Annotated in this window: 15 protein-coding genes; 7 read left to right on the top strand and 8 right to left on the bottom strand. The window is 70.1% G+C overall.

The window, feature by feature from the left end:
* Nucleotides 1-166 precede the first annotated feature (166 nt).
* The 6 genes from IE178_RS16660 to IE178_RS16635 all read left to right on the top strand — a co-directional run bounded on the left by IE178_RS16660 (nt 167) and on the right by IE178_RS16635 (nt 8,695).
* Nucleotides 167-1,378 carry an ROK family transcriptional regulator gene (locus IE178_RS16660; protein ID WP_184761781.1) on the top strand — a complete coding sequence of 404 codons (1,212 nt, stop codon included), beginning with the start codon at nt 167-169 and terminating at the stop codon, nt 1,376-1,378.
* A 134-nt stretch (nt 1,379-1,512) separates the two neighbouring features.
* Entirely contained in the window at nt 1,513-2,613 is a 1,101-nt protein-coding gene (locus IE178_RS16655) for an ABC transporter substrate-binding protein (RefSeq protein ID WP_184761780.1), read from the top strand.
* Nucleotides 2,614-2,792: 179 nt separating this feature from the next.
* The gene (locus tag IE178_RS16650; protein WP_184761552.1) at nt 2,793-3,584 is read left to right on the top strand and encodes an ATP-binding cassette domain-containing protein; all 792 of its coding nucleotides are present in this window, start codon (nt 2,793-2,795) and stop codon (nt 3,582-3,584) included.
* A complete protein-coding gene (locus tag IE178_RS16645; RefSeq protein ID WP_184761551.1) occupies nt 3,581-4,873 on the top strand; it encodes a sugar ABC transporter permease in 1,293 nt (430 codons plus the stop codon). Before IE178_RS16650 ends, IE178_RS16645 begins: the two co-directional genes overlap by 4 nt.
* Before the next feature lie 238 nt (nt 4,874-5,111).
* A complete protein-coding gene (gene dxs, locus IE178_RS16640; RefSeq protein WP_193512840.1) occupies nt 5,112-7,043 on the top strand; it encodes a 1-deoxy-D-xylulose-5-phosphate synthase in 1,932 nt (643 codons plus the stop codon).
* Between the two features lie 149 nt (nt 7,044-7,192).
* Entirely contained in the window at nt 7,193-8,695 is a 1,503-nt protein-coding gene (locus tag IE178_RS16635; RefSeq protein ID WP_318280085.1) for an amino acid permease, read from the top strand.
* A gap of 294 nt (nt 8,696-8,989) precedes the next feature.
* Here the strand turns inward: IE178_RS16635 and IE178_RS16630 are convergent, their stop codons facing one another.
* From IE178_RS16630 to IE178_RS16605, 6 genes are all read right to left on the bottom strand, one after another.
* Nucleotides 8,990-9,430, bottom strand: coding sequence for a PIN domain-containing protein (locus IE178_RS16630; protein WP_318280084.1), 441 nt, complete (start codon nt 9,428-9,430; stop codon nt 8,990-8,992).
* A gap of 346 nt (nt 9,431-9,776) precedes the next feature.
* On the bottom strand, nt 9,777-10,862 hold the full coding sequence (locus tag IE178_RS16625; RefSeq protein ID WP_193512839.1) for an ABC transporter ATP-binding protein: 1,086 nt from the start codon (nt 10,860-10,862) through the stop codon (nt 9,777-9,779).
* The gene (locus IE178_RS16620; protein ID WP_193512838.1) at nt 10,855-12,624 is read right to left on the bottom strand and encodes an ABC transporter permease; all 1,770 of its coding nucleotides are present in this window, start codon (nt 12,622-12,624) and stop codon (nt 10,855-10,857) included. Before IE178_RS16620 ends, IE178_RS16625 begins: the two co-directional genes overlap by 8 nt.
* 54 nt (nt 12,625-12,678) lie before the next feature.
* Nucleotides 12,679-13,845: an ABC transporter substrate-binding protein gene (locus IE178_RS16615; RefSeq protein ID WP_193512837.1), complete on the bottom strand. Its 1,167-nt coding sequence runs from the start codon at nt 13,843-13,845 to the stop codon at nt 12,679-12,681.
* A 184-nt stretch (nt 13,846-14,029) separates the two neighbouring features.
* On the bottom strand, nt 14,030-16,672 hold the full coding sequence (gene acnA, locus IE178_RS16610) for an aconitate hydratase AcnA (protein ID WP_193512836.1): 2,643 nt from the start codon (nt 16,670-16,672) through the stop codon (nt 14,030-14,032).
* 149 nt (nt 16,673-16,821) lie between these two features.
* Complete coding sequence (locus IE178_RS16605; protein WP_193512835.1) at nt 16,822-17,700, bottom strand: GntR family transcriptional regulator; 879 nt, start codon at nt 17,698-17,700, stop codon at nt 16,822-16,824.
* Nucleotides 17,701-17,889: 189 nt separating this feature from the next.
* Here IE178_RS16605 and rraA point away from each other — a divergent pair, with 189 nt between their 5' ends.
* On the top strand, nt 17,890-18,393 hold the full coding sequence (gene rraA / locus IE178_RS16600; RefSeq protein WP_184761544.1) for a ribonuclease E activity regulator RraA: 504 nt from the start codon (nt 17,890-17,892) through the stop codon (nt 18,391-18,393).
* A gap of 168 nt (nt 18,394-18,561) precedes the next feature.
* Here rraA and IE178_RS16595 read toward each other — a convergent pair whose 3' ends face one another.
* Entirely contained in the window at nt 18,562-20,691 is a 2,130-nt protein-coding gene (locus IE178_RS16595; protein WP_193512834.1) for a 3-hydroxyacyl-CoA dehydrogenase NAD-binding domain-containing protein, read from the bottom strand.
* Nucleotides 20,688-21,914, bottom strand: coding sequence for a thiolase family protein (locus tag IE178_RS16590; protein ID WP_193512833.1), 1,227 nt, complete (start codon nt 21,912-21,914; stop codon nt 20,688-20,690). The genes IE178_RS16595 and IE178_RS16590 overlap by 4 nt, the downstream gene beginning before the upstream one ends.
* Between the last annotated feature and the right edge of the window lie 12 nt (nt 21,915-21,926).

The raw sequence follows: 21,926 nt of genomic DNA, 5'->3' as shown, positions 1-21,926 counted from the left end.
GCTCCCGTTGCTGGGAGCGGCGTCCGTGTATGTGTCCGTACACCACGGAGCCCCCCGAAACGGTTCAACCTCTTGACGGGAGGCGACCCGAACGGCTCAGCTTAGAGTTCACTAGTTGGACATGAACGGGGTCTCACCGAAGCGGCCCCGCGCGCAGGAGGTCGTCGTGGAGACTCCGGGGTCGCAGTCGTCACTGCACCGAGCCAACCTGGAACGGGTGGTCCGGGCAGTACGTCTTGCCGGTTCCCTCACCCAGGCCGAGATCGCGAGGACGACCGGCCTGTCCGCGGCCACGGTCTCCAACATCGTCCGGGAACTGAAGAACGGCGGAACCGTCGAGGTCACCCCCACCTCGGCCGGCGGACGCCGGGCCCGCGCGGTCTCGCTGAGCGGGGACGCCGGCATCGTCATCGGCGTCGACTTCGGGCACACCCATCTGCGGGTCGCGGTCGGGAACCTCGCCCATCAGGTGCTCGCCGAGGAATCCGAGCCGCTGGACGTGGACGCCTCCGCGGCACAGGGCTTCGACCGGGCGGAACAGCTGGTCAGCCGCCTGATCGAAGCGACCGGCGTGGACCGCGCCAAGATCGCCGGTGTGGGCCTCGGCGTCCCCGGGCCGATCGACGTGGAGTCCGGGACCCTGGGCTCGACCGCGATCCTGCCCGGCTGGACCGGCACCAAGCCCGCCGAGGAGCTGCGCGGGCGGCTCGGCGTGCCGGTGCACGTGGACAACGACGCCAACCTCGGTGCCCTCGGCGAGATGGTCTGGGGCAGTGGCCGGGGCGTGCGCGACCTGGCGTACATCAAGGTGGCCAGCGGTGTCGGCGCCGGTCTGGTGATCAGCGGGAAGATCTACCGCGGTCCCGGCGGCACCGCAGGTGAAATAGGACATATTACACTCGATGAGTCCGGCCCCGTCTGCCGCTGCGGCAACCGTGGCTGCCTGGAGACCTTCACGGCGGCGCGCTATGTGCTCCCGCTGCTCCAGCCCAGCCACGGCACCGATCTGACGATGGAAGGCATCGTGCGGCTGGCGCGGGACGGCGACCCGGGCTGCCGTCGGGTGATCGCCGACGTCGGCCGCCACATCGGCAGTGGAGTCGCCAATCTCTGCAACCTGCTGAACCCGAGCCGGGTGGTGCTCGGCGGTGATCTCGCCGAGGCCGGTGAACTGGTGCTCGGACCGATCCGGGAGTCCGTCGGCCGCTATGCGATCCCCAGTGCGGCGCGCCAACTGTCCGTTCTCCCCGGGGCACTTGGGGGTCGTGCGGAGGTGCTCGGAGCGCTCGCTCTCGCGCTCAGCGAGATGGGCGATTCGACGCTTTTGGACGGCACCGCGACGGGGTCACTGGCCGTGGCCGACCCTGCCTTCACTTAGAGAACGGATGGCACCGTTGCCATCTCGTTAAGGATTTACTTCTTGACGTCGCACGTGCGGCCGAGTTGACTTCCAGCCACCTCGGCCGCAACGACGCGGCCTCGTCAGGGAGGTTTCTAGAAGTGAACACGCGTATGCGTCGTGCCGCCGTCGCCATTGCCGCGAGCGCCATGGCCGTCTCGCTCGCCGCTTGCGGCAGCGCCGCCGAGTCCGGTGACAAGAAGGACTCCGGCGAATCCGCCGCCAAGGGCGATGACATCAAGGTCGGTCTGCTCCTCCCGGAGAACCAGACCGCGCGGTACGAGAAGTTCGACAAGCCCTTGATCGAGAAGAAGGTCAAGGAGCTCACGAACAACAAGGGCGAGGTCGTCTACGCCAACGCCAAGCAGGACGCCAGCCTGCAGAACCAGCAGGTCGACACGATGGTGACCAACAAGGTCGACGTGCTGATCGTGGACGCGGTGGACTCCAAGGCCATCGCCGGCTCGGTGAAGAAGGCCAAGGACGCCGGCATCCCGGTCGTGGCCTACGACCGTCTCGCCGAGGGACCGATCGACGCCTACACCTCGTTCGACAACGTGACCGTGGGCAAGACCCAGGGCGAGGCCCTGCTCGAGGCGCTGGGCGACAAGGCCAAGGACGGCCAGATCGTCATGATGAACGGGTCCTCCACCGACCCGAACGCCGCCATGTTCAAGGAAGGCGCGCACTCCGTCCTCGACGGCAAGGTGAAGGTCGGCCGCGAGTACGACACCAAGGAGTGGAAGCCGGAGAACGCCAACGCCAACATGGAGGGCGCCATCTCCGCCCTCGGCAAGGACAAGATCGTCGGCGTCTACTCCGCCAACGACGGCATGGCGGGCGGCATCATCACCGCCCTGAAGGCCGCCGGCATCGACGACATCCCGGTCACCGGCCAGGACGCCGAGCTCGCGGGTGTGCAGCGCATCGTCACCGGTGAGCAGTACATGAGCGTCTACAAGCCGTACCCGCAGGAGGCGAACATCGCCGCCGAGATGGCCGTTCTGCTGGCCCAGGGCAAGTCGCTGGACTCCATCGCCAAGGACAAGGTCGACAGCCCGACCACCAAGGGTGTCGCCGCCGTGCTCGTCCCGGTCGTCTCGCTGACCCAGGAGAACATCAACGACACCGTGATCAAGGACGGCATCTACACCGTCCAGGAGATCTGCACGGGCAAGTACAAGGCCGCCTGCGACAAGATCGGCCTCAAGTAAGCAGTCCCCGCGTCCCGTGACACCGGGGAGTCCGTGACCCGGACTCCCCGACGGGACCGACTGCCCCACGCTCCGCCGGCGTCCCGCACACATCAGCCCCGCAAGCTACGCGGGGCGCCGGACGGAACACCCCCCATACCTTTCTGCACAACCTCCCGCCGGGTCAGGCGGCGAAGGAGATGGTTCACGTGTCCGCTACGCCCGTGCTGGCGTTGCGCGGGGTCTCCAAGCGGTTCGGTGCCGTCCAGGCGCTCACCGACGTAGAGCTTGAGGTCCACGCCGGTGAGGTGGTCGCCCTGGTGGGCGACAACGGCGCCGGAAAGTCCACGCTGGTCAAGACGATCGCCGGCGTGCATCCCATCGATGAGGGCGTCATCGAATGGGACGGCAAGACCGTCCAGATCAACAGGCCGCACGACGCCCAGAACCTGGGCATCGCGACGGTCTACCAGGACCTCGCGCTGTGCGACAACATCGATGTCGTCGGCAACCTCTACCTGGGCCGGGAGCTCCGCAGGCGCGGTGTCCTGGACGAGGTCGAGATGGAGCGACGCTCCCGCGAGCTCCTCGACACCCTCTCGATCCGCATCCCCAGCGTCCGGATCCCGATCGCCTCCCTCTCCGGAGGCCAGCGCCAGGTCGTGGCCATCGCCCGGTCGATGCTCGGCGAGCCGAAGCTGGTGATCCTCGACGAGCCCACCGCCGCCCTCGGTGTCGAGCAGACCGCGCAGGTCCTCGACCTGGTCGAGCGGCTGCGCGAGCGCGGCCACGCCGTCATCCTCATCAGCCACAACATGGCCGATGTGAAGGCAGTGGCGGACAAGGTCGCCGTCCTGCGCCTCGGGCGCAACAACGGCGTCTTCGAGGTCAAGTCGACCTCGCAGGAAGAGATCATCTCCGCCATCACGGGCGCCACGGACAACGCCGTGACCCGTCGTGCGGCGCGCACCAATGGGGAGATCAAGAAGTGAGCACCGAAAAGACCTCCACCCCCACCGGGGACCACGCCGTGGCGAACCCCGAGGCGGCCGCCGCGGCGGTCACCGTGGTCGACCCCCGGCTGCTGGTGCGCGAACAGGGTTTCGCGGGCTACCTCAACGAGTTCAAGCGGAAGATGAAGGCCGGTGACCTCGGCTCCATCCCCGTCGTGGTCGGCCTGCTCATCATCTGGGCCATCTTCACCAGCCTGAACCCGAACTTCCTCACCGCCGGCAACTTCTCCGACATGTCCGTCGCCATGGTCGGCACGGGCATGATCGCCGTCGGTATCGTCTTCGTCCTGCTGCTCGGCGAGATCGACCTGTCGGTCGGCTCGGTCAGCGGTGTCGCGGGCGCCGCCTTCGCGGTCATGAACGTCACGAACGGGATGAACGAGGTGCTGGCCCTGGTGCTGGCGATCCTCACCGGCACGGCGGCCGGCGCCGTCCACGGCTTCATCTTCGCCCGCATCGGTGTCCCGGCCTTCGCCGTGACGCTGGCCGGCCTGCTGTTCTGGCAGGGCTTCATGCTGCAGATCCTGGGCAGCAACGGCACCATCAACCTGGACTCCGAGGGCCTGGTCGTCAAGCTGACCAGCTACTACTTCAGTGACGTGGCCGCCGCCTACGGTCTGGCCCTCGTCGCGACCGTGGGCTACTTCCTCGCCGCGTTCTTCGACAACCGCCGCCGCGAGGCCGCGGGTGTGCCGTCCAGGCCACTGAACGAGATCATCGTGCGGACCGTGCTGCTCGCGATCCTGGCGTTCGCCGTCGCGATCGTGTTCAACCAGTACAAGGGCCTGCCGCTGGCCGTGGTGATCTTCCTGGCGTTCCTGGTGCTGACGGACTTCGTGCTGCGCCGCACCGCCTACGGCCGCAAGGTCTTCGCGCTCGGCGGCAGCGTCGAGGCGTCCCGCCGTGCCGGTATCAACGTGGAGCTGGTCCGGATCTCGGTCTTCGCGATCGCCGGCACCTTCGCCGCGATCGGCGGTCTCTTCGTCGCCTCGAAGATCGCCTCCGCCAACCAGGGCGCGGGCACCGGCGAGTTCCTGATGAACGTCATCGCCGCGGCCGTCATCGGTGGTACGTCCCTCTTCGGTGGGCGTGGCCGCACGTGGGACGCGCTGCTCGGTGTGATGGTGATCATCTCGATCACCTACGGGCTCGCGCTGGAGGGCATCGCGTCGCCGGTGCAGTACATGATCACCGGTGGTGTGCTGCTGGCGACCGTCGTCATCGACGCGGTCACTCGTAAGACGCAGAAGACGGCGGGGCGGGCGTAGTACGTCCCGTGCGGGTGCGCTGTGGCTTGTCGCGCAGCGCCCCGCGCCGCTGAGTCCGTCGCTGTTGCCCGGTGCCTCGAAGGTGCCGGGCAACAGTCGTGTCGTAGGACGGGCCGATCGGGGGTACTGCCGAACGGGTGACGCACGACGCACCGCCCGGAGTCCGTGCGCCGGAGCGGAACATTAGACTCGACCCGCCCGGCAACAGCTCGATCAGCTCTACTGCAAGGAGGCACGGGTGCCGCTGCTGACCCGCATCAGGGGACCGCGCGATCTGGACCGGCTCAGCCTGGAGGAGCTCGACCAGCTGGCCGGAGAGATCCGGACCTTCCTCGTCGACGCGGTCTCCAAGACCGGCGGCCACCTCGGCCCCAACCTCGGTGTGGTGGAGCTCACCATCGCCCTGCACCGGGTCTTCGAGTCCCCCAAGGACAAGGTCCTGTGGGACACCGGCCACCAGTCCTACGTGCACAAGCTGCTGACCGGCCGACAGGACTTCTCCAGACTGAAGATGAAGGGCGGCCTGTCCGGCTACCCCTCGCAAGGAGAGTCCGAGCACGACGTCATCGAGAACAGTCACGCCTCCACCGTCCTCGGCTGGGCCGACGGCATCGCCAAGGCCAACCAGATCAAGAACCGCGACAGCCACGTCGTCGCGGTCATCGGCGACGGCGCGCTGACCGGCGGCATGGCCTGGGAGGCGCTGAACAACATCGCCGACGCCAAGGACCGCCCGCTCGTCATCGTCGTCAACGACAACGAGCGCTCCTACGCGCCCACCATCGGCGGCCTCGCCAACCACCTGGCGACCCTGCGCACCACCGACGGCTACGAGCGTTTCCTGGCCCGCACCAGGGACCTCCTGGAACGCACCCCGGTCGTCGGCCGCCCCCTCTACGACACCCTGCACGGCGCGAAGAAGGGCCTGAAGGACTTCATCGCCCCGCAGGGCATGTTCGAGGACCTCGGCCTGAAGTACGTCGGCCCCATCGACGGCCACGACATCGAGGCCCTGGAGTCCGCCCTGGCCCGCGCCAAGCGCTTCGGCGGTCCGGTGATCGTGCACTGCCTCACCGAGAAGGGCCGCGGCTACCAGCCCGCCCTGGCGGACGAGGCCGACCGTTTCCACGCCGTCGGCAAGATCCACCCCGACACGGGTCTGCCGATCGCCAGCTCCGGCGCCGACTGGACCTCCGTCTTCGGCGAGGAGATGGTCAAGCTCGGCGAGGAGCGCGAGGACGTCGTCGCCATCACCGCCGCGATGCTCCAGCCGGTCGGCCTCGACCGGTTCGCCAAGCGCTTCCCCGAGCGGGTCTACGACGTCGGCATCGCCGAGCAGCACGGCGCCGTCTCCGCGGCCGGCCTCGCCCACGCCGGCGTGCACCCGGTCTTCGCCGTGTACGCCACCTTCCTCAACCGCGCCTTCGACCAGGTCCTCATGGACGTGGCCCTGCACCGGTGCGGGGTGACGTTCGTGCTCGACCGGGCCGGCATCACCGGCACCGACGGCGCCTCCCACAACGGCATGTGGGACATGTCGATCCTCCAGGTCGTCCCCGGGCTGCGGCTGGCCGCCCCGCGCGACGCCGACCAGGTGCGCGCCCAGCTGCGCGAGGCCGTCGCCGTGGACGACGCCCCGACCGTGGTGCGCTTCTCCAAGGGCGCCGTCGGCCCCGCCGTGCCCGCCGTGGGCCGCGTCGGGGGCATGGACGTGCTGCGTCAACCCGGCACCGACACACCGGACGTGCTGCTGGTCTCCGTGGGCGCGCTCGCGCCGATGTGCCTGGAGATCGCCGGCCTGCTCGACCGGCAGGGCATCTCCACCACCGTCGTCGACCCCCGCTGGGTCAAGCCCGTCGACGAGGCCATGGCCCCGCTCGCCGAGCGGCACCGCGTCGTCGTCACCGTCGAGGACAACTCCCGGGTCGGCGGTGTCGGCTCCACGATCGCCCAGACCCTGCGCGATGCCGGCGTCGACGTGCCGCTGCGCGACTTCGGCATCCCGCCGCGCTTCCTCGACCACGCCTCCCGCGCCGAGGTCATGGCCGAGATCGGGCTGACCGCCCCCGACATCGCCCGCCAGGTCACCGGCCTGGTGGCCAAGCTCGACGGCCGGTACGAGCGGTCCGCCGCCGAGGCGGTCGACTCGGTGGAGCCGGCCCGGGACTGACCTGCCGTCCACGCGTCGCCCGGATGGGCCGCCCGTGCCACTGTGAAGAGTGGCGCGCGCGGCCCTTTCGCGTGAAATCGCCCGCGCCGGGGCATACGACCTACGCCCCCTCTCGATCATGTCGAGGACGACAAGCGTGGGAGGTACCCGTGACAAGCCCCCTCTTCCGGACGAAGAAGGTCGAGCAGTCCATCCGTGACACGGAGGAACCCGAGCACGCGCTCAAGAAATCCCTGTCCGCGCTGGACCTGACCGTCTTCGGCGTCGGTGTCATCATCGGCACCGGCATCTTCGTCCTCACCGGCACGGTCGCCAAGAACAACGCCGGGCCCGCCGTGGCCCTGGCCTTCGCGGTGGCCGGTGTCGTGTGCGCGCTCGCCGCGCTCTGCTACGCCGAGTTCGCCTCCACCGTCCCGGTGGCGGGCTCCGCGTACACGTTCTCGTACGCCTCCCTGGGCGAACTGCCCGCCTGGATCATCGGCTGGGACCTGATCCTGGAGTTCGCGCTCGGGACGGCGGTGGTGGCCGTCGGCTGGTCCGGATACATCCATTCGCTGCTGAACAACGTGGGCTGGGAACTGCCCGCCGCGCTCGGCACCCGGGACGGCGCCGAGGGCTTCGGCTTCGACATCCTCTCCGCCGCCCTGGTGCTGGTCCTCACCGGCATCCTCGTCCTCGGCATGAAACTCTCCGCCCGGGTCACCTCGGTCGTCGTCGCCATCAAGGTGACCGTCGTGCTCGTCGTGATCATCGCCGGCGCGTTCTTCGTCAAGGGCGCCAACTACGAACCGTTCGTGCCCAAGGCGCAGCCGGTGGAGGCGGGCGAGAGCCTCCACTCGCCGCTGATCCAGCTGATGTTCGGCTGGGCGCCGGCCAACTTCGGCGTCATGGGCGTCTTCACCGCCGCCTCGGTCGTCTTCTTCGCCTTCATCGGCTTCGACATCGTCGCCACGGCCGCCGAGGAGACCAGGAACCCGCAGCGGGACATGCCCCGCGGCATCCTCGGTTCGCTGTTCATCTGCACCGCGCTGTACGTCGCCGTGTCGATCGTCGTCACCGGAATGCAGCACTACAGCGAGCTGAGCGTGGACGCGCCGCTCGCGGACGCGTTCAAGGCCACCGGGCATCCCTGGTACGCGGGCTTCATCAGTTTCGGTGCCGCCGTCGGCCTGACCACCGTGTGCATGATCCTGCTGCTCGGCCAGACCCGGGTGTTCTTCGCCATGAGCCGGGACGGGTTGCTGCCCCGCTTCTTCTCCCGGGTCCACCCCCGCTTCCGGACCCCGCACCGGCCGACCATCCTGCTCGGCGTCATCATCGCGATCGTCGCCGGCTTCACGCCCCTGACGGAACTCGCCGAGCTGGTGAACATCGGCACGCTGTTCGCCTTCGTGATCGTCGCGATCAGTGTGATCATCCTCCGCAGGAGCCGCCCCGATCTGCACCGGTCCTTCCGCACCCCCTGGGTTCCCTTCCTGCCGATCCTGTCGGTGGCCGCCTCCCTGTGGCTGATGCTGAACCTGCCGGCCGAGACCTGGGTCCGCTTCGGCATCTGGATGGTGATCGGCATCGTCGTGTACTTCCTCTACAGCCGCTCCCACAGCCGCATGTCCCCGAAGGGGGACAAGGCCTCCGTCCCACGCTCCCGCTGACGCGCCGACATCCTCCCGGCCCCGGGGCCCCGCCCCGCGCCGCCCAGCCCCGGATCCACGGGAATCCCTTCCGGCCACGCCCGACACCCGACATTCGACATTCGGCACCCGGCACTCGACGCCCGACCTCGGGCCCACGGCCCACGGCCCGCGCGCCGTGCGCGGATCGCCCGGCAGCCGTCGGACACGTCCCGGCCGACGGAACCCGGCCCAGCCCCGCCCGCACCCCCGCCCACACCCCGCCCACGTCCGTTCGACCGCCTCCGTGAGCGGCACGCCGGGCCTGCGACGGCCCTACTCGTTGACTCGCCGCCGGATGCCCGGCTCGTCGGACGCCCGGGACGGGGAACTCCCGCCCGCAGGCCCGGCGTGCCGCACCGTGCGTGGGCCGGTGACCTCCGCGCCCAGTGAGGTCACCCTGCGGCGCAGTTCGCGGTCGGCCGTGACGACCAGGACGGGGCGGTCGCCGGCCCCGGTCACCAGGGCGACCATCTCGTCGTCGCCGCTGCCCGGGGCCGCGGCCACCCGGACGCCCGGGACCGAGTCCACCCCGCGGGCCGCCCCCTCCACCACCAGGACGATCTCCACCGGGCCGGAGCGGCCCGGCAGGCCCCGCGTGGCCAGGTGGTCGCGCAGCCGCTCGGCGGCGCCCCGCCGGTCCCGCCACCATCCGTCGGGCACCGACCCGACGACATTCGCGGCGTCGACGATCACGAGCAGGGCGGTGTCGTTCATACGGCCAGGGTCCCACGCGACGCCGCCCCGCCCTCGCCCCGCGATCCGAGAAGGGCGGCCGGGACCCGTGGCGGGACCTCGGGGGAGCGGACGTCCAGGGTGGACACGCCGCCGTGAGGGGAGAGTCGGGCTGTGCGCCTGGCGCCCCGGCGGCAGACCGGTGACCCTCGTCGCCGCGGCCGTCCCCGGCCCGGCCCCGGCCGTGCGCTGCGACACCGAGGGCCACGACCGCACGGTGCCCGCCCAGCGGTCGGCCGCATCGCGTGCGTGGAAGACGTTCGTAGAAGGCGTGGACCCGGCCCCAGGCGGGGAAGTCCGCGGGCCTCGCCCGTCAGGGTACGGCTTCTCAGTCCGCCGCCGGGTACAGCAGGCAGTCCTCGGGGCGGATGAGCAGGTTGATCTCGCCGGCGGTGTGGCGGACGGGGCTCTCGGCGTGGACGCGCAGGTCACCGACGCTCAGTTCGTACTCGAATCGCGCACCGGTGTACGAGCACTGCTCGATCCTCGCCCGCAGCACATTGACGGCACCGTCGTGCGGGGCGTCCGCACGGTCGGTGAGCGTGATGCGTTCGGAGCGCAGGCCCACGGTGGCGGACGCCCCCGCCGAGCCGGTGCCGGCCACCTTCAAACGCTGGCCCGTCGTGCCGAGTTCCACCTGTACGGTCCCACCCTCGGTGGAGCCGACGCGGCCTTCGAGGAGGTTGCACCGGCCGATGAAACCGGCGACCTCGGGGGTGGCGGGGGTCTCGTAGATCTCGGTGGGGGTACCGACCTGCTGGAGGCGGCCGTGCATGAACACGGCGATGCGGTCGGACAGGGACATCGCCTCGACCTGGTCGTGGGTGACGTAGACGGTGGTGATGCCGACCTCGCGCTGGAGGTCCTTGAGCCAGACGCGGGCCTGGTCGCGCATCTTGGCGTCGAGGTTGGACAGGGGCTCGTCCAGGAGCAGGACACCGGGGGAGTAGACGATGCCCCGGGCCAGGGCGACGCGCTGCTGCTGGCCGCCGGAGAGCTGGTGGGGGTAGCGGTCGCGCAGGTGCGCCATGTCGACCTTGGCGAGGGCGTCGTCGATGAGGCGCCGCCGCTCCTCCTTGGTCACCTTGCGGAGCTTGAGCGGCAGGGCGAGGTTGTCGGCGATGGTCATGTGCGGCCAGAGCGCGTACGACTGGAAGACCAGGCCGAGGTTGCGGCCCTCCGGTGGCACCGTGTGGTGAGGGGTGCCGTCGAAGAAGACCTGGTCGCCGACGCGGATGGTGCCCGAGTCGGGGGTCTCCAGGCCCGCGACGCACGACAGCGTAGTGGACTTGCCGCAGCCCGACGGGCCGAGCAGCGTGAAGAACTCCCCGTCGGCGACGGTGAAGTTGATGTCCTCCAGGACGGAGGTTCCGTGGAAGGACTTCTTGATGTTCTCGACGACCAGCTCAGGCATGCTTCTTCCCCTTCATGAGGAGACCGGCGAGGCCGGCGACGAGGGCGGTGACGGCGATCTGGAGGGTGGCGAGGGCGGCGACGGAGCCGGTCTCGCCCTGGGTCCACAGGTCGATGGCGGTGGTGCCGATGACCTGCGACTCGGCTCCGGCGAGGAACATGGCGGGGGCGTACTCGCGGATCATCTGGGTCCAGATGAGCAGGAACGAGGCGAGCATCGCGGGCACGAGCAGGCGGATCAGGACGCGGGACACCGTGCGCCACCAGTCGGCGCCGGCGACCCGTGCGGCGTTGTCGAGTTCGGCTCCGAGCTGCATGGTCGCCGGGGAGATCGCGCCGTACGCGGACGGAAGCGCCCGTATGGCGAAGGCGATGATCAGCGCGAAGAGCGTGCCGCGTACCAGGTCGCCGCCGGGCATCCAGGTGAAGGCCCAGAACAGGCCGATGCCGACGATCAGGCCCGGGACCGCGTGCGGTGACTGTGCGGTCGTCTCCAGGAGCCGGGCGAAGCGGAAGTCGGAGCGGCGGGCCACGAGGACCACCACCGTGCCGAACAGGGTCACGGCGACCGCGCCCACGAAGGCGACGGTGATGCTGTTGACGATCGACTCGGTGTAGGGCGCGTAGTCGAAGATCAGGCGGAAGTTGTCCAGGGTGAGCAGGTCGAACGGGTTCACCAGCGGGGTGAGCAGCGAGGTGAACGCGCGCAGGACCAGCGCGAGCATCGGCAGCAGCGCGCCGAACACGACGTACAGACCGACGAAGGCGAAGCCCAGCCACTTCCAGGCGCCGATGTCGAGCAGGTCGGAGCGGGTCGCCTTGCCGCGCACCGACACGAACCGCTGGGCGTGCCCCAGCAGCCGCGTCTGGAACACGACCAGGGCGATCGTGGTGAGCAGCATGAAGGTGGACGCCGCGCCCAGCAGGCCGTAGTCCGGGTTGATCGAGTCGATGCCCTGCTCGTAGAGGAAGTTGGAGAAGAGGGTGATGCCGGCGGGCTCGCCCAGGATGAGCGGGATGGAAAGGGTCTCGATCGCCGTTCCGAAGATCAGCAGACCCGCGTAGAGCATCGGTGGACGCAGCATCGGCACCACGACCGAGCGCAGGATGCGCAGGGGCCCCGCGCCGACGCTGCGGGCCGCGTTCTCCAGTGAGGTGTCGGACGCGGCCAGCGCGTTGGCGCAGAACAGATAGGCGATGGGGACCTGCGCGACGGCCTCGACGAACGCCATGCCGGGCAGGGAGTACAGGTTCCACGGAACCCAGCCGAAGCCCTCGCGCACCGCGCTGGTCAGAAAGCCGGCCGGGCCGTAGACGACGATCCAGCCGAAGGCCAGGACGAGCGGAGAGATGTAGATGGGCCAGCGCAGCACCTGGCCGAACAGGCGGGCGGCGGGGAAGCGGGTGCGCTCCAGCAGGATCGCCATCGGCACCGCGATGGCAAGCGCGAACACCGTCGTCAGGACGGCGAAGAGCAGGGTGTCGAGGATGATCGAACCGAAGCCCGCCTCGCTGAACAGGTGGGTGTAGTTCGAGAGGGTGAAGGCGCCGCCCGCCGCGTACAGCGGTTGATTCCGGACCGACTGGTAGAGGATCGGAACGACTGGGGAGAGGACGAGCACGGCGGTGACCAGGAACGTCAGCCAGTGAATGGTGACTTCACGTCCGGCGCCGAACAGGCGCCGGTACTGGGGTGTGCCGAGCTCGCCCGCGCGCGGGGTGCGGGACGGGGCGGGTGGCGCCGGGGGTGTCTGGATGGCCATGGCGACTCCGTACGAACGGGTTGAAGGCAGGGGGGCGGTGGGGGCGGTGGCGGCTCAGCCGGCCGTCTTCTCCCAGCGCGCGACGTACGCCTCCTGCACGCGCTCCGGCACCTGCACGGGCCGGTAGAGATGGACGCGGTCCGCGCCGAGCTCGCGCCGCATGTCCTGCAGGCTGTCCATGGCGTCCTGGCGAACGTCCGGCCGGTACGGCACCAATCCCCCTTCCGCGACCTTCGCTTGGCCGTCGGCGGAGAGCAGGAAGTCCAGGAAGAGGCGGGCCGCGTTCGGGTGCGGGGCGGTCTTCACGATGGACACCCCGCGCGGCATGACGACGGTGCCCTCCGCGTAGTAGCTCCAGCCCAGCAGGCCGCCGCTGTGCTCGGCGGCCGGGATGGCGACGCCGCCGCTGAGGTTGATGGAGAAGTCGTACTCGCCGGAGACGACCTTCTCCACGAGCGTGCCGGAGGAGTGGTCCGCGTGGGCGAACGGCAGCAGCCGCCGGAACGTGTCCCAGCCGCCCGCGACGTTCGACGTGTAGCCCTGGTTGCTGGCGTAGCCGTAAGCGTTGGTCGGGTCGTACACGCCGACCTTTCCACGGAAGCGGGTCGGCTGTGCCTCCACGATCGCCGCCAGCGACCGCAGGCCGTCGGGAAACTGGTCCGCGGCGAGGGTCTTGCGGTTGTAGATGAGAGCGACCGGGTCCGTCGACATGGCCCATACGCCGGGCAGCAGCTCGGCCCAGTCGGGCAGGTGGTCCTTCTCCGGCGAGCGGTAGTCGGCGGCGGCGTCCCGGGTCGCGTAGTCGCCCCACAGCGGACCCGCGTTGTTGGCCAGCACGTCGGCGGGGCAGGTGCCGGCGGCGGATTCGCTGTAGTAGCGCTCATAGACGGCGGAGCCGCCGAGGTTGGTGGCGCGGATGTCCGACAGCCAGGGGTAGCGCCGCGCGAACGCGTCGAAGACCGGCTGCCAATTGGTCTGCGAGGTGTTCGAGTAGATCAGCAGTTTCCGTTCCCGCCGCGAGGCGTCGACGATCGTGTCGTAGGAGGCGGGGTAGTACGCGGGGGCTTGCGGGGCGGCGGCGTTCGCCTCGTCGGCGGTGCAGGCGGAGAGCGGGCCGCTCAGGACGGCGAGACCTCCGACGGCGGCGGCGCCCCGCAGGAGGCGACGGCGGGAGGGGCGGGTTGCCGGGTCCGGTGCGGGCCCGAGGGGGATGGAGGACATGGCGGCTCTTCTCGTAGGGGGCGCGACGGCGCTGTCAGCTGCTTCGAGAGACCGGCGGGGTCGGGTGACGCCGGTGGAGCGTGAGTACGAAAGACGTGGTGGAGGGCGGTCGATGGCGGCGGCCGGGCGTGTCCGGTCGGCCATGCGGCGCCGCGCGGCGCTTCGGCGTGGTTGCGCTCTCGGCCTAGGACGCCGCGACCGCACGACGCACCACGTACGGCAGGACTCCGCCGTGACGCAGGTAGGCGAGTTCCTGACGGGTCTGCAGGCGCAGTCGGAGGCGGGCGGTGGTGCGGGAGCCGTCGGGCCGGCTGATGTGCAACGCGACGGGATTCTCGCCCACGTGCGGAGCGTCGAGGCCGTCGAAGGACAGTTCCTCCTCGCCGGTGAAGACGTGAGCCGAGGCTCCGTCTCCGTCCGCGAACTCCAGCGGCAGCACACCCATGCCGATCAGGTTGTTGCGGTGGATGCGCTCGTACGACTCGGCGATCACCGCCCGCACCCCCAGCAGAGCCTGCGCCTTCGCGGCCCAGTCGCGGCTTGATCCGGCGCCGTAGTTGCGGCCCGCGACGACGACCAGGTCGTGGCCTGCCGCGCGGTAGGTCGGGGCGGCTTCGTGGACGGGCAGAACGGCGCTGCGGTCGGCGGTGTACGCGTGACCGCCCTTGTAGTCGCCCGGCGGGTCGAGGAGCCGGTTGCGGACGGCGGCGTTGGTGAACGCGCCACGAAGCATGACCTCGTGGTTGCTGCGGCGGGTGGAGTACTGGTTGAGATCACGACGGGCCACACCGCGCTCGGCCAGCCAGCGCCCGGCAGCACTGCGCGCCGGAATGGCGCCGGCCGGAGAAATGTGGTCGGTGGTGACGTCATCTCCCAGCACCAACAGCACCCTGGCGCGCTTGATGCACAGCCTGTCGGGCGGGGTCCCGGGCAGACGCGTGAGGTGCGGGGGGCGACGAATGTACGTCGAGTCCTCACTCCACGGGTAACGGATGCCGTCGGGAGCCTTGATGTCGCGCCACGCCTGGGTTCCCTCGTGCAACCGGGTCGCGTTGGCCCGGAACAACTCGGGCCGTACGCAGGTGGCGACGCGCGCGGCGACCTCCTCGTCGGTGGGCCACAGGTCCTTCAGGAAGACGGGGGTGCCGGCGGCGTCGGTGCCGAGTGGATCGCGTTCGAAGTCGTGCAGGACCGAACCGGCCAGCGCGTACGCCACGACCAGCGGCGGCGACGCGAGGTAGGACTGGCTGATGCGCGGGTTGACGCGGCCGGCGAAGTTGCGGTTGCCGGACAGGACGGCCACCGGGTCGATGCGGGCGTCGGTGGCGAGCCGCTCCAGCTCGGGATGGAGCGGGCCCGAGTTGCCGATGCAGGTCATGCAGCCGAAACCGACGACATGGAAGCCGGTCTCCGCCAGGGGGACCAGGAGCCCGGCCTCGCGCAGGTAGTCCTGGACGACCCGTGAGCCGGGGGACAGAGACGTCTTGACCCACGGTTTCGCCGTGATCCCGGCCTGCCGTGCCCGTTCGGCGAGGAGGGCGGCCTGCACGATCAGTGTCGGATTGGCGGTGTTGGTGCAGCTGGTGATCGCGGCGATGGCGACCGGCCCCTCGGGGAGCGGCTCGCCGAAGGCCGTCGTCGTCGCGGGCCGGTGGGTGGTGGGCCTGAAGGAGCCGGGCACCCGGGACAGCGGAAGCCTCTGGTGGGGCAGGTCGGGCCCGGCGAGGCTCGGCTCCACTGTCGCCAGGTCGAGATCGATGACGTCGTCGTAGACGGGCTCGGGACTGCTGGTGGTGCACTTGAGGCCCTGTGCGCTCAGGTAGGCGTCGACGAGTCGTACGTGTGCCTCGTCGCGGCCGGTCAGCCGCAGGTAGGCGGCGGTTTCGTCGTCGTACGGGAAGTAGACGCAGGTCGCCCCGTACTCGGGTGCCATGTTGGAGACCGCGGCCCGCTCCGCCCACCCGAGGGTGGCGACACCGGGGCCACAGAATTCCACGAACCGGTCCACTACCCCCTTGGCGCGCAGCAGTTCGGTCAGGGTGAGGGCCAGATCGGTGGCCCCGACGCCGGGCCGCAGCCGACCGGCCAGGCGCACGCCCACCACGCGCGGGTAGGGGATGGTGACCGGCTCTCCCAGCATGGCGGCCTGCCCCTCCAGCCCGCCTACGCCCCAGCCCACCACACCGAGCGCGTTGATCATCGGGGTGTGACTGTCGGTGGCGACGAGCACGTCCGGGTGCAGCCACGGCGGCCCGCCGTCCGCGGCGTCCTCGCGCCATACCACACGGGCCAGGACCTCCATGTTGACCTGGTGGATGATGCCGGTCCCCGGCGGCACGACCCGGAAGCCGTTGAGGTTTCGTTCGGCCCACTTCACGAACGCGTACCGTTCGCTGTTGCGCCGGAAGTCGATGAGCAGGTTGCGTTCGACGGCGTCGGGGTGCCCGTACTCCTCGACGATGACCGAGTGGTCGACGGTCAGGTCCACGGGTACGGCCGGCTGCAGCCGCCCCGGATCGCCACCCAGTTCGGCGACGCTGTCGCGCAGGGCGGCGAAGTCGGCGAGGGCGGGCAGACACGTTGTGTCGTGCAGCATGATCCGGTTCGGGTGCACCGGGAGCTCGCAGTCACCGTCTCCCGTCCGGGCGCGGGCGAGTACGTCGTCGAGTGCGGTGGGGGAGCGGCGGGCGACGTTTTCCAGCAACACCCGCACCGCGTACGGCAACTCGGCGAGCCGCTCGGCAGGCAGCAGCCCGTCCAGCGGCTGATAGCGGTACGAGTGACCGTCGGCGGACAGGACGGCGGTGGCGATGGAGTTCGTGCTCATGGTCCCTGCTGTCGTTACGGGAGGGCGGAGCTCACGGGCGCACGGCGCCGGGCGGGAGCCATATTGTCTCAAGCTGTCGATTGATACAACTGTGGGAACGGGGAAATCTTGAGCGGCCGGTGGCGACGGAGGAGCGCCCTGGGAGGTGATCAGCCCTGAGTCTTGATGATGCGGACCGTGTCCAGGTGGCGGCGCAGGAACGCGGCGGCTTCCTCGAGCTTGCCGTCCTCGATCAGGTCGAGCAGGTGCAGGTGCTCGCGGGCCTGGCCCGCCAGGCGGGAGCGGTCGACCTGGTGGCGGTATTCGATGAGGCGGCGCAGCCGGTGCTGGCGGCGGGCGGCGTCGAGGAGGAACTGGTTGCCCGAGAAGCTCACGAGCATCTCGTGGAACGAGGCGTTGACGTGGAACAGCTCGGCCCGGGGCAGGAGCAGGATGTCGCCGCGCAGCAGGGCCTCCTGTTGCCGGCGGTGCACGGCCGCGACCCCCGGGTCGACCGCGAAGCCGGGCTCCAGCAGGGCGTTCGGCTCGATGATCATGCGGAAGCGATAGCTCTGATCGTGCGCCTTCGTCGTCGACAGCACCTGCTGGAACTCCCAGCCGCGTCCACCGGCCTTGCGGCGCACCAGGTCTTCGGACTCCATGCGGGCCAGGACCCGGTCGGCCTGGCGGGACGTCAGGCCGTAGCCGCGGCTGACGTCAGCCGCGGTGAACGGGCCGGTGAACCGGCCCCCGATGTAGTCGTCCGCGATCCGGAAGTACGCGTCCTCCTCGACGTCGGCGCCCGCCGAGAGGTCCGTCCTGGTCAAAGTGGCGGCGGCGCGGGCCAGGAAGAATCCCCGATTCGGCTCGCGCCTGAGGATGCCGACCTCGGCGAGGAAGGTCATCGCCTTACGGGCCGGTGTGCGCGAGACGTCCAGCTCGTCCGCCGCCCACTGCTCGGTGACGTGCGCCCCCTCTTCGAGGCCGCTGCGCCGCAGGAGGTCCACGAGGCGCGTGGCGATGGAGGTGGTCAGGTTCGGCCGCGACATCAGGCTGCGCTCTTCGGTCGGGGGCGGGGGACGCCCCATCTTAGGAGCCGGAGCGCGGCGGACCCAGTCGGCAAGGACTCCCTCACCGAGAGATTGTATCTCTCGGTGGATTGGTGCAAAGTGTCGAGTGGGTTGCCGATGGGCCCCTGCGGCGAAGCACGAAGCCAGTGAAAGGTAGTGATCCAAGCGATGCAGACGACGCCCGTCCCCACCGCCGACCTCGCCGACCGGTACGGCGACAGACTCCGTGTCTGTGCCCTCCAGTTCACCACCTATGGGGCCGCGTGCTCCTTCGCCGGCCCCGTGCGGACGGTGTCCTGCCGCGAGGACAACGCACTGCTGCACGAGTTGCTGCGTACGCCCGGCGGTGGGGCCGTCGTGGTCGTCGACGGAGGCGGCTCGCTCGCCACCACACTCTTCGGCGACCGCATGGCGACCAGGGCTCGCGACAACGGGTGGGCGGGGGTGGTCGTGCACGGGGCTGTCCGCGACAGCGTCGCCCTCGGCGGCATACAGCTCGGCGTGCAGGCACTGGGCACCAATCCGCGCCGGGCCGGCAAGACCGGTCGTGGCGCGGTGGACGTCCCCGTGTCCTTCGGCGGGGTCACGTTCGCTGTCGGCGACATCCTGCACGCCGACGAGGACGGAGTGGTTCTGCTCCCCGCGGACCCACCGGGACCGTCGCAGACCTGACAGCCCCGCTCCCGGACGGCACCGGCCTGCGAGCGTGCGCATCGGTCCCGGCAGCCACGTGGTCGGCACGGCGGTGACCGGCGGCCCGCGTTCCCGCCCACGTGCGGGACGCATGACGAGGAGAGCCCCCGCCACAGGCGGAGGCCCTCCTCGTCTCGCGTACGACCGTCACGCCGGAACGGAAGCCACCCCGGGCTCCAGGAACGTCTTGCCGTTGACGCGCTCGGAGACACCCTCGCGGTCCAGGTACGGCGTGATGCCGCCCAGGTGGAACGGCCAGCCCGCGCCCGTGATCAGGCACAGGTCGATGTCCTGGGCCTCGGCGACGACGCCCTCGTCGAGCATGAGCCCGATCTCCTGCGCCACGGCGTCCAGCACCCGCGCCCGCACCTGCTCCTCGGTGAGGACGGTGTCGCCCTGCTTGAGCAGCGCGGCGACCTCCGGGTCCAGCTCCGGCTTGCCGCTGTCGTAGACGTAGAAGCCGCGCTTGCCCGCCTCGACGACCGCCTTGAGGTTCGGGGAGACCGTGAACCGGTCCGGGAACGCCTTGTTGAGCGTCTCGGACACGTGGAGCCCGATCGCCGGGCCGACCAGCTCCAGCAGCACCAGCGGGGACATCGGCAGACCGAGCGGCTCCACCGCCTTCTCGGCGACCTCGACCGGGGTGCCCTCGTCGATGACGTTCTGGATCTCGCCCATGAAGCGGGTCAGGATGCGGTTCACGACGAACGCCGGGGCGTCCTTGACCAGTACCGCGGTCTTCTTCAGCTTCTTGGCGACACCGAACGCCGTGGCGAGGGAGGCGTCGTCGGTCTGCTCGCCGCGGACGATCTCGAGCAGCGGGAGGATGGCGACGGGGTTGAAGAAGTGGAAGCCGACGACCCGCTCGGGGTGCTTCAGCTTCGACGCCATCTCCGTCACGGAGAGCGAGGAGGTGTTCGTGGCGAGGATCGCGTGCGCCGGGGCGACCGCCTCGACCTCGGCGAACACCTGCTGCTTGACGCCCATCTCCTCGAAGACCGCCTCGATGACGAAGTCGGCGTCCGCGAAGCCCTCGGCCTTGTCCAGCACACCGGTGACCAGCGCCTTGAGGCGGTTGGCCTTGTCCTGGTTGATACGGCCCTTGCCGAGCAGCTTGTCGATCTCGGCGTGGACGTAGCCCACACCCTTGTCGACGCGCTCCTGGTCGATGTCGGTCAGCACGACCGGCACCTCGAGGCGGCGCAGGAACAGCAGCGCGAGCTGCGAGGCCATCAGACCGGCGCCGACGACGCCGACCTTGGTGACCGGACGGGCCAGGTTCTTGTCCGGGGCGCCCGCGGGACGCTTGCCGCGCTTCTGCACCAGGTTGAAGGCGTAGATGCCGGAGCGCAGTTCGCCGCCCATGATCAGGTCGGCGAGCGCCTGGTCCTCGGCGTCGTAGCCCTGCTGGAGGTCGCCGTTCTTGGCGGCGGCGATGATGTCCAGGGCGCGGTAGGCGGCCGGGGCGGCGCCGTGCACCTTGGAGTCGGCGATGAAGCGGCCCTTGGCGACGGCCTCGTCCCAGGCCTCGCCGCGGTCGATCACCTCACGCTCGACGATGATCTCGCCCTTGAGGACGGCCGCCGTCCAGATCAGCGACTGCTCCAGGAAGTCCGCGCCCTCGAAGATCGCGTCCGCGATGCCGAGTTCGTAGACCTGCGCGCCCTTGAGCTGCTTGTTCTGGTTGAGGCTGTTCTCGATGATCACGGAGACGGCCTTGTCGGCGCCGATCAGGTTCGGCAGCAGGGTGCAGCCGCCCCAGCCGGGGACCAGGCCGAGGAAGACCTCGGGCAGGGAGAACGCCGGGAGGGCCGCGGACACCGTGCGGTAGGTGCAGTGCAGACCGACCTCGACGCCACCGCCCATGGCGGCGCCGTTGTAGTACGCGAACGTCGGCACGGCGAGCTGCGACAGCCGCTTGAAGACGTCGTGGCCGCCCTTGCCGATGGCGAGCGCGTCCTCGTGCCGCTTCAGCAGCTCGACGCCCTTGAGGTCGGCGCCGACCGCGAAGATGAACGGCTTGCCGGTGACGCCGACGCCGATGATCTCGCCGTCCGCGGCCTCCTTCTCGACCTGGTCGATCGCGGCGTCGATGTTCGCCAGCGACTGCGGGCCGAGCGTGGTCGGCTTGGTGTGGTCGTGACCGTTGTCCAGGGTGATCAGGGCGAAACGGCCCGCGCCCAGCGGCAGGTCGAAGTGGCGTACGTGCGCCTGCGTGACGACCTCACCCGGGAACAGCTCGGCCGCACCCTTCAACAGCTCTGCGGTGGTGCTCACTTGCTGCCTCCGGCGTTCTCGAAGTGCGGGTTCTCCCAGATGACCGTCGCGCCCATGCCGAAGCCGACGCACATGGTGGTCAGGCCGTAGCGGACGTGCGGCTGCTCCTCGAACTGGCGGGCCAGCTGCGTCATCAGGCGGACGCCGGAGGAGGCCAGCGGGTGGCCGAAGGCGATGGCGCCGCCGTACTGGTTGACGCGCTCGTCGTCGTCGGCGATGCCGTAGTGCTCCAGGAAGGCCAGGACCTGGACGGCGAAGGCCTCGTTGATCTCGAACAGGCCGATGTCGGAGATGGACAGGCCCGCCTGGGCGAGGGCCTTCTCCGTGGCCGGGATCGGGCCGTAGCCCATGACCTCGGGCTCCACACCCGCGAAGGAGTAGGAGACCAGGCGCATCTTGACCGGCAGCCCGTTCTCGCGGGCGAAGTCCTCGGAGGCGATGACCGAGGCGGTGGCGCCGTCGTTCAGACCGGCCGCGTTGCCGGCGGTGACCCGGCCGTGCACGCGGAACGGCGTCTTGAGGTTCGCCAGGTTCTCCAGCGTGGTGCCCGGACGCATCGGCTCGTCGGCGGTGACCAGGCCCCAGCCGGTCTCGCCGGCCTCTTCGTTGGTGCGGCGCACCGAGACCGGCACCAGGTCGGCCTGGATCTTGCCGTTGGCGTACGCCTTGGCGGCCTTCTCCTGCGAGCGCACGGCGTACTCGTCGGCGCGCTGCTTGGTGATCTGCGGGTAGCGGTCGTGCAGGTTCTCCGCGGTCATGCCCATGAACAGGGCGGACTCGTCGACCAGCTTCTCGCTCACGAACCGCGGGTTGGGGTCCACGCCCTCGCCCATGGGGTGGCGGCCCATGTGCTCGACACCGCCCGCGATGGCGACGTCGTACGCGCCGAAGGCGACGGAGCCGGCCACCGTGGTGACGGCGGTCAGGGCGCCCGCGCACATGCGGTCGATGGAGTAGCCCGGGACCGAGGTGGGCAGGCCCGCGAGGATGCCGGCCGTGCGGCCGATGGTCAGGCCCTGGTCGCCGATCTGCGTGGTCGCGGCGATGGCGACCTCGTCGATCTTCTTCGGGTCGAGGCCGGGGTTGCGGCGCAGCAGCTCCCGGATCGCCTTCACGACGAGGTCGTCGGCCCGGGTCTCGTGGTAGATGCCCTTCGGGCCCGCCTTGCCGAACGGGGTGCGGACGCCGTCGACGAAGACGACGTCCCTGACGGTACGAGGCACGATGGCTCTCCT

This window comes from Streptomyces griseoloalbus (assembly GCA_014650015.1).
Taxonomy (GTDB): Bacteria; Actinomycetota; Actinomycetes; order Streptomycetales; family Streptomycetaceae; genus Streptomyces; species Streptomyces griseoloalbus.
The sequence above is the reverse complement of the archived record's forward strand: the minus strand, read 5'-3'. Positions and strand labels throughout refer to the sequence as shown.

Coding starts and splice junctions, on each gene's coding strand:
- IE178_RS16620 (WP_193512838.1), bottom strand. CDS start 12,624: ATGGCCATCCAGACACCCCCGGCGCCACCCGCCCCGTCCCGCACCCCG.
- rraA (WP_184761544.1), top strand. CDS start 17,890: ATGCAGACGACGCCCGTCCCCACCGCCGACCTCGCCGACCGGTACGGC.
- IE178_RS16650 (WP_184761552.1), top strand. CDS start 2,793: ATGGTTCACGTGTCCGCTACGCCCGTGCTGGCGTTGCGCGGGGTCTCC.
- IE178_RS16655 (WP_184761780.1), top strand. CDS start 1,513: ATGCGTCGTGCCGCCGTCGCCATTGCCGCGAGCGCCATGGCCGTCTCG.
- acnA (WP_193512836.1), bottom strand. CDS start 16,672: ATGAGCACGAACTCCATCGCCACCGCCGTCCTGTCCGCCGACGGTCAC.
- IE178_RS16630 (WP_318280084.1), bottom strand. CDS start 9,430: ATGAACGACACCGCCCTGCTCGTGATCGTCGACGCCGCGAATGTCGTC.
- IE178_RS16625 (WP_193512839.1), bottom strand. CDS start 10,862: ATGCCTGAGCTGGTCGTCGAGAACATCAAGAAGTCCTTCCACGGAACC.
- IE178_RS16615 (WP_193512837.1), bottom strand. CDS start 13,845: ATGTCCTCCATCCCCCTCGGGCCCGCACCGGACCCGGCAACCCGCCCC.
- IE178_RS16605 (WP_193512835.1), bottom strand. CDS start 17,700: ATGTCGCGGCCGAACCTGACCACCTCCATCGCCACGCGCCTCGTGGAC.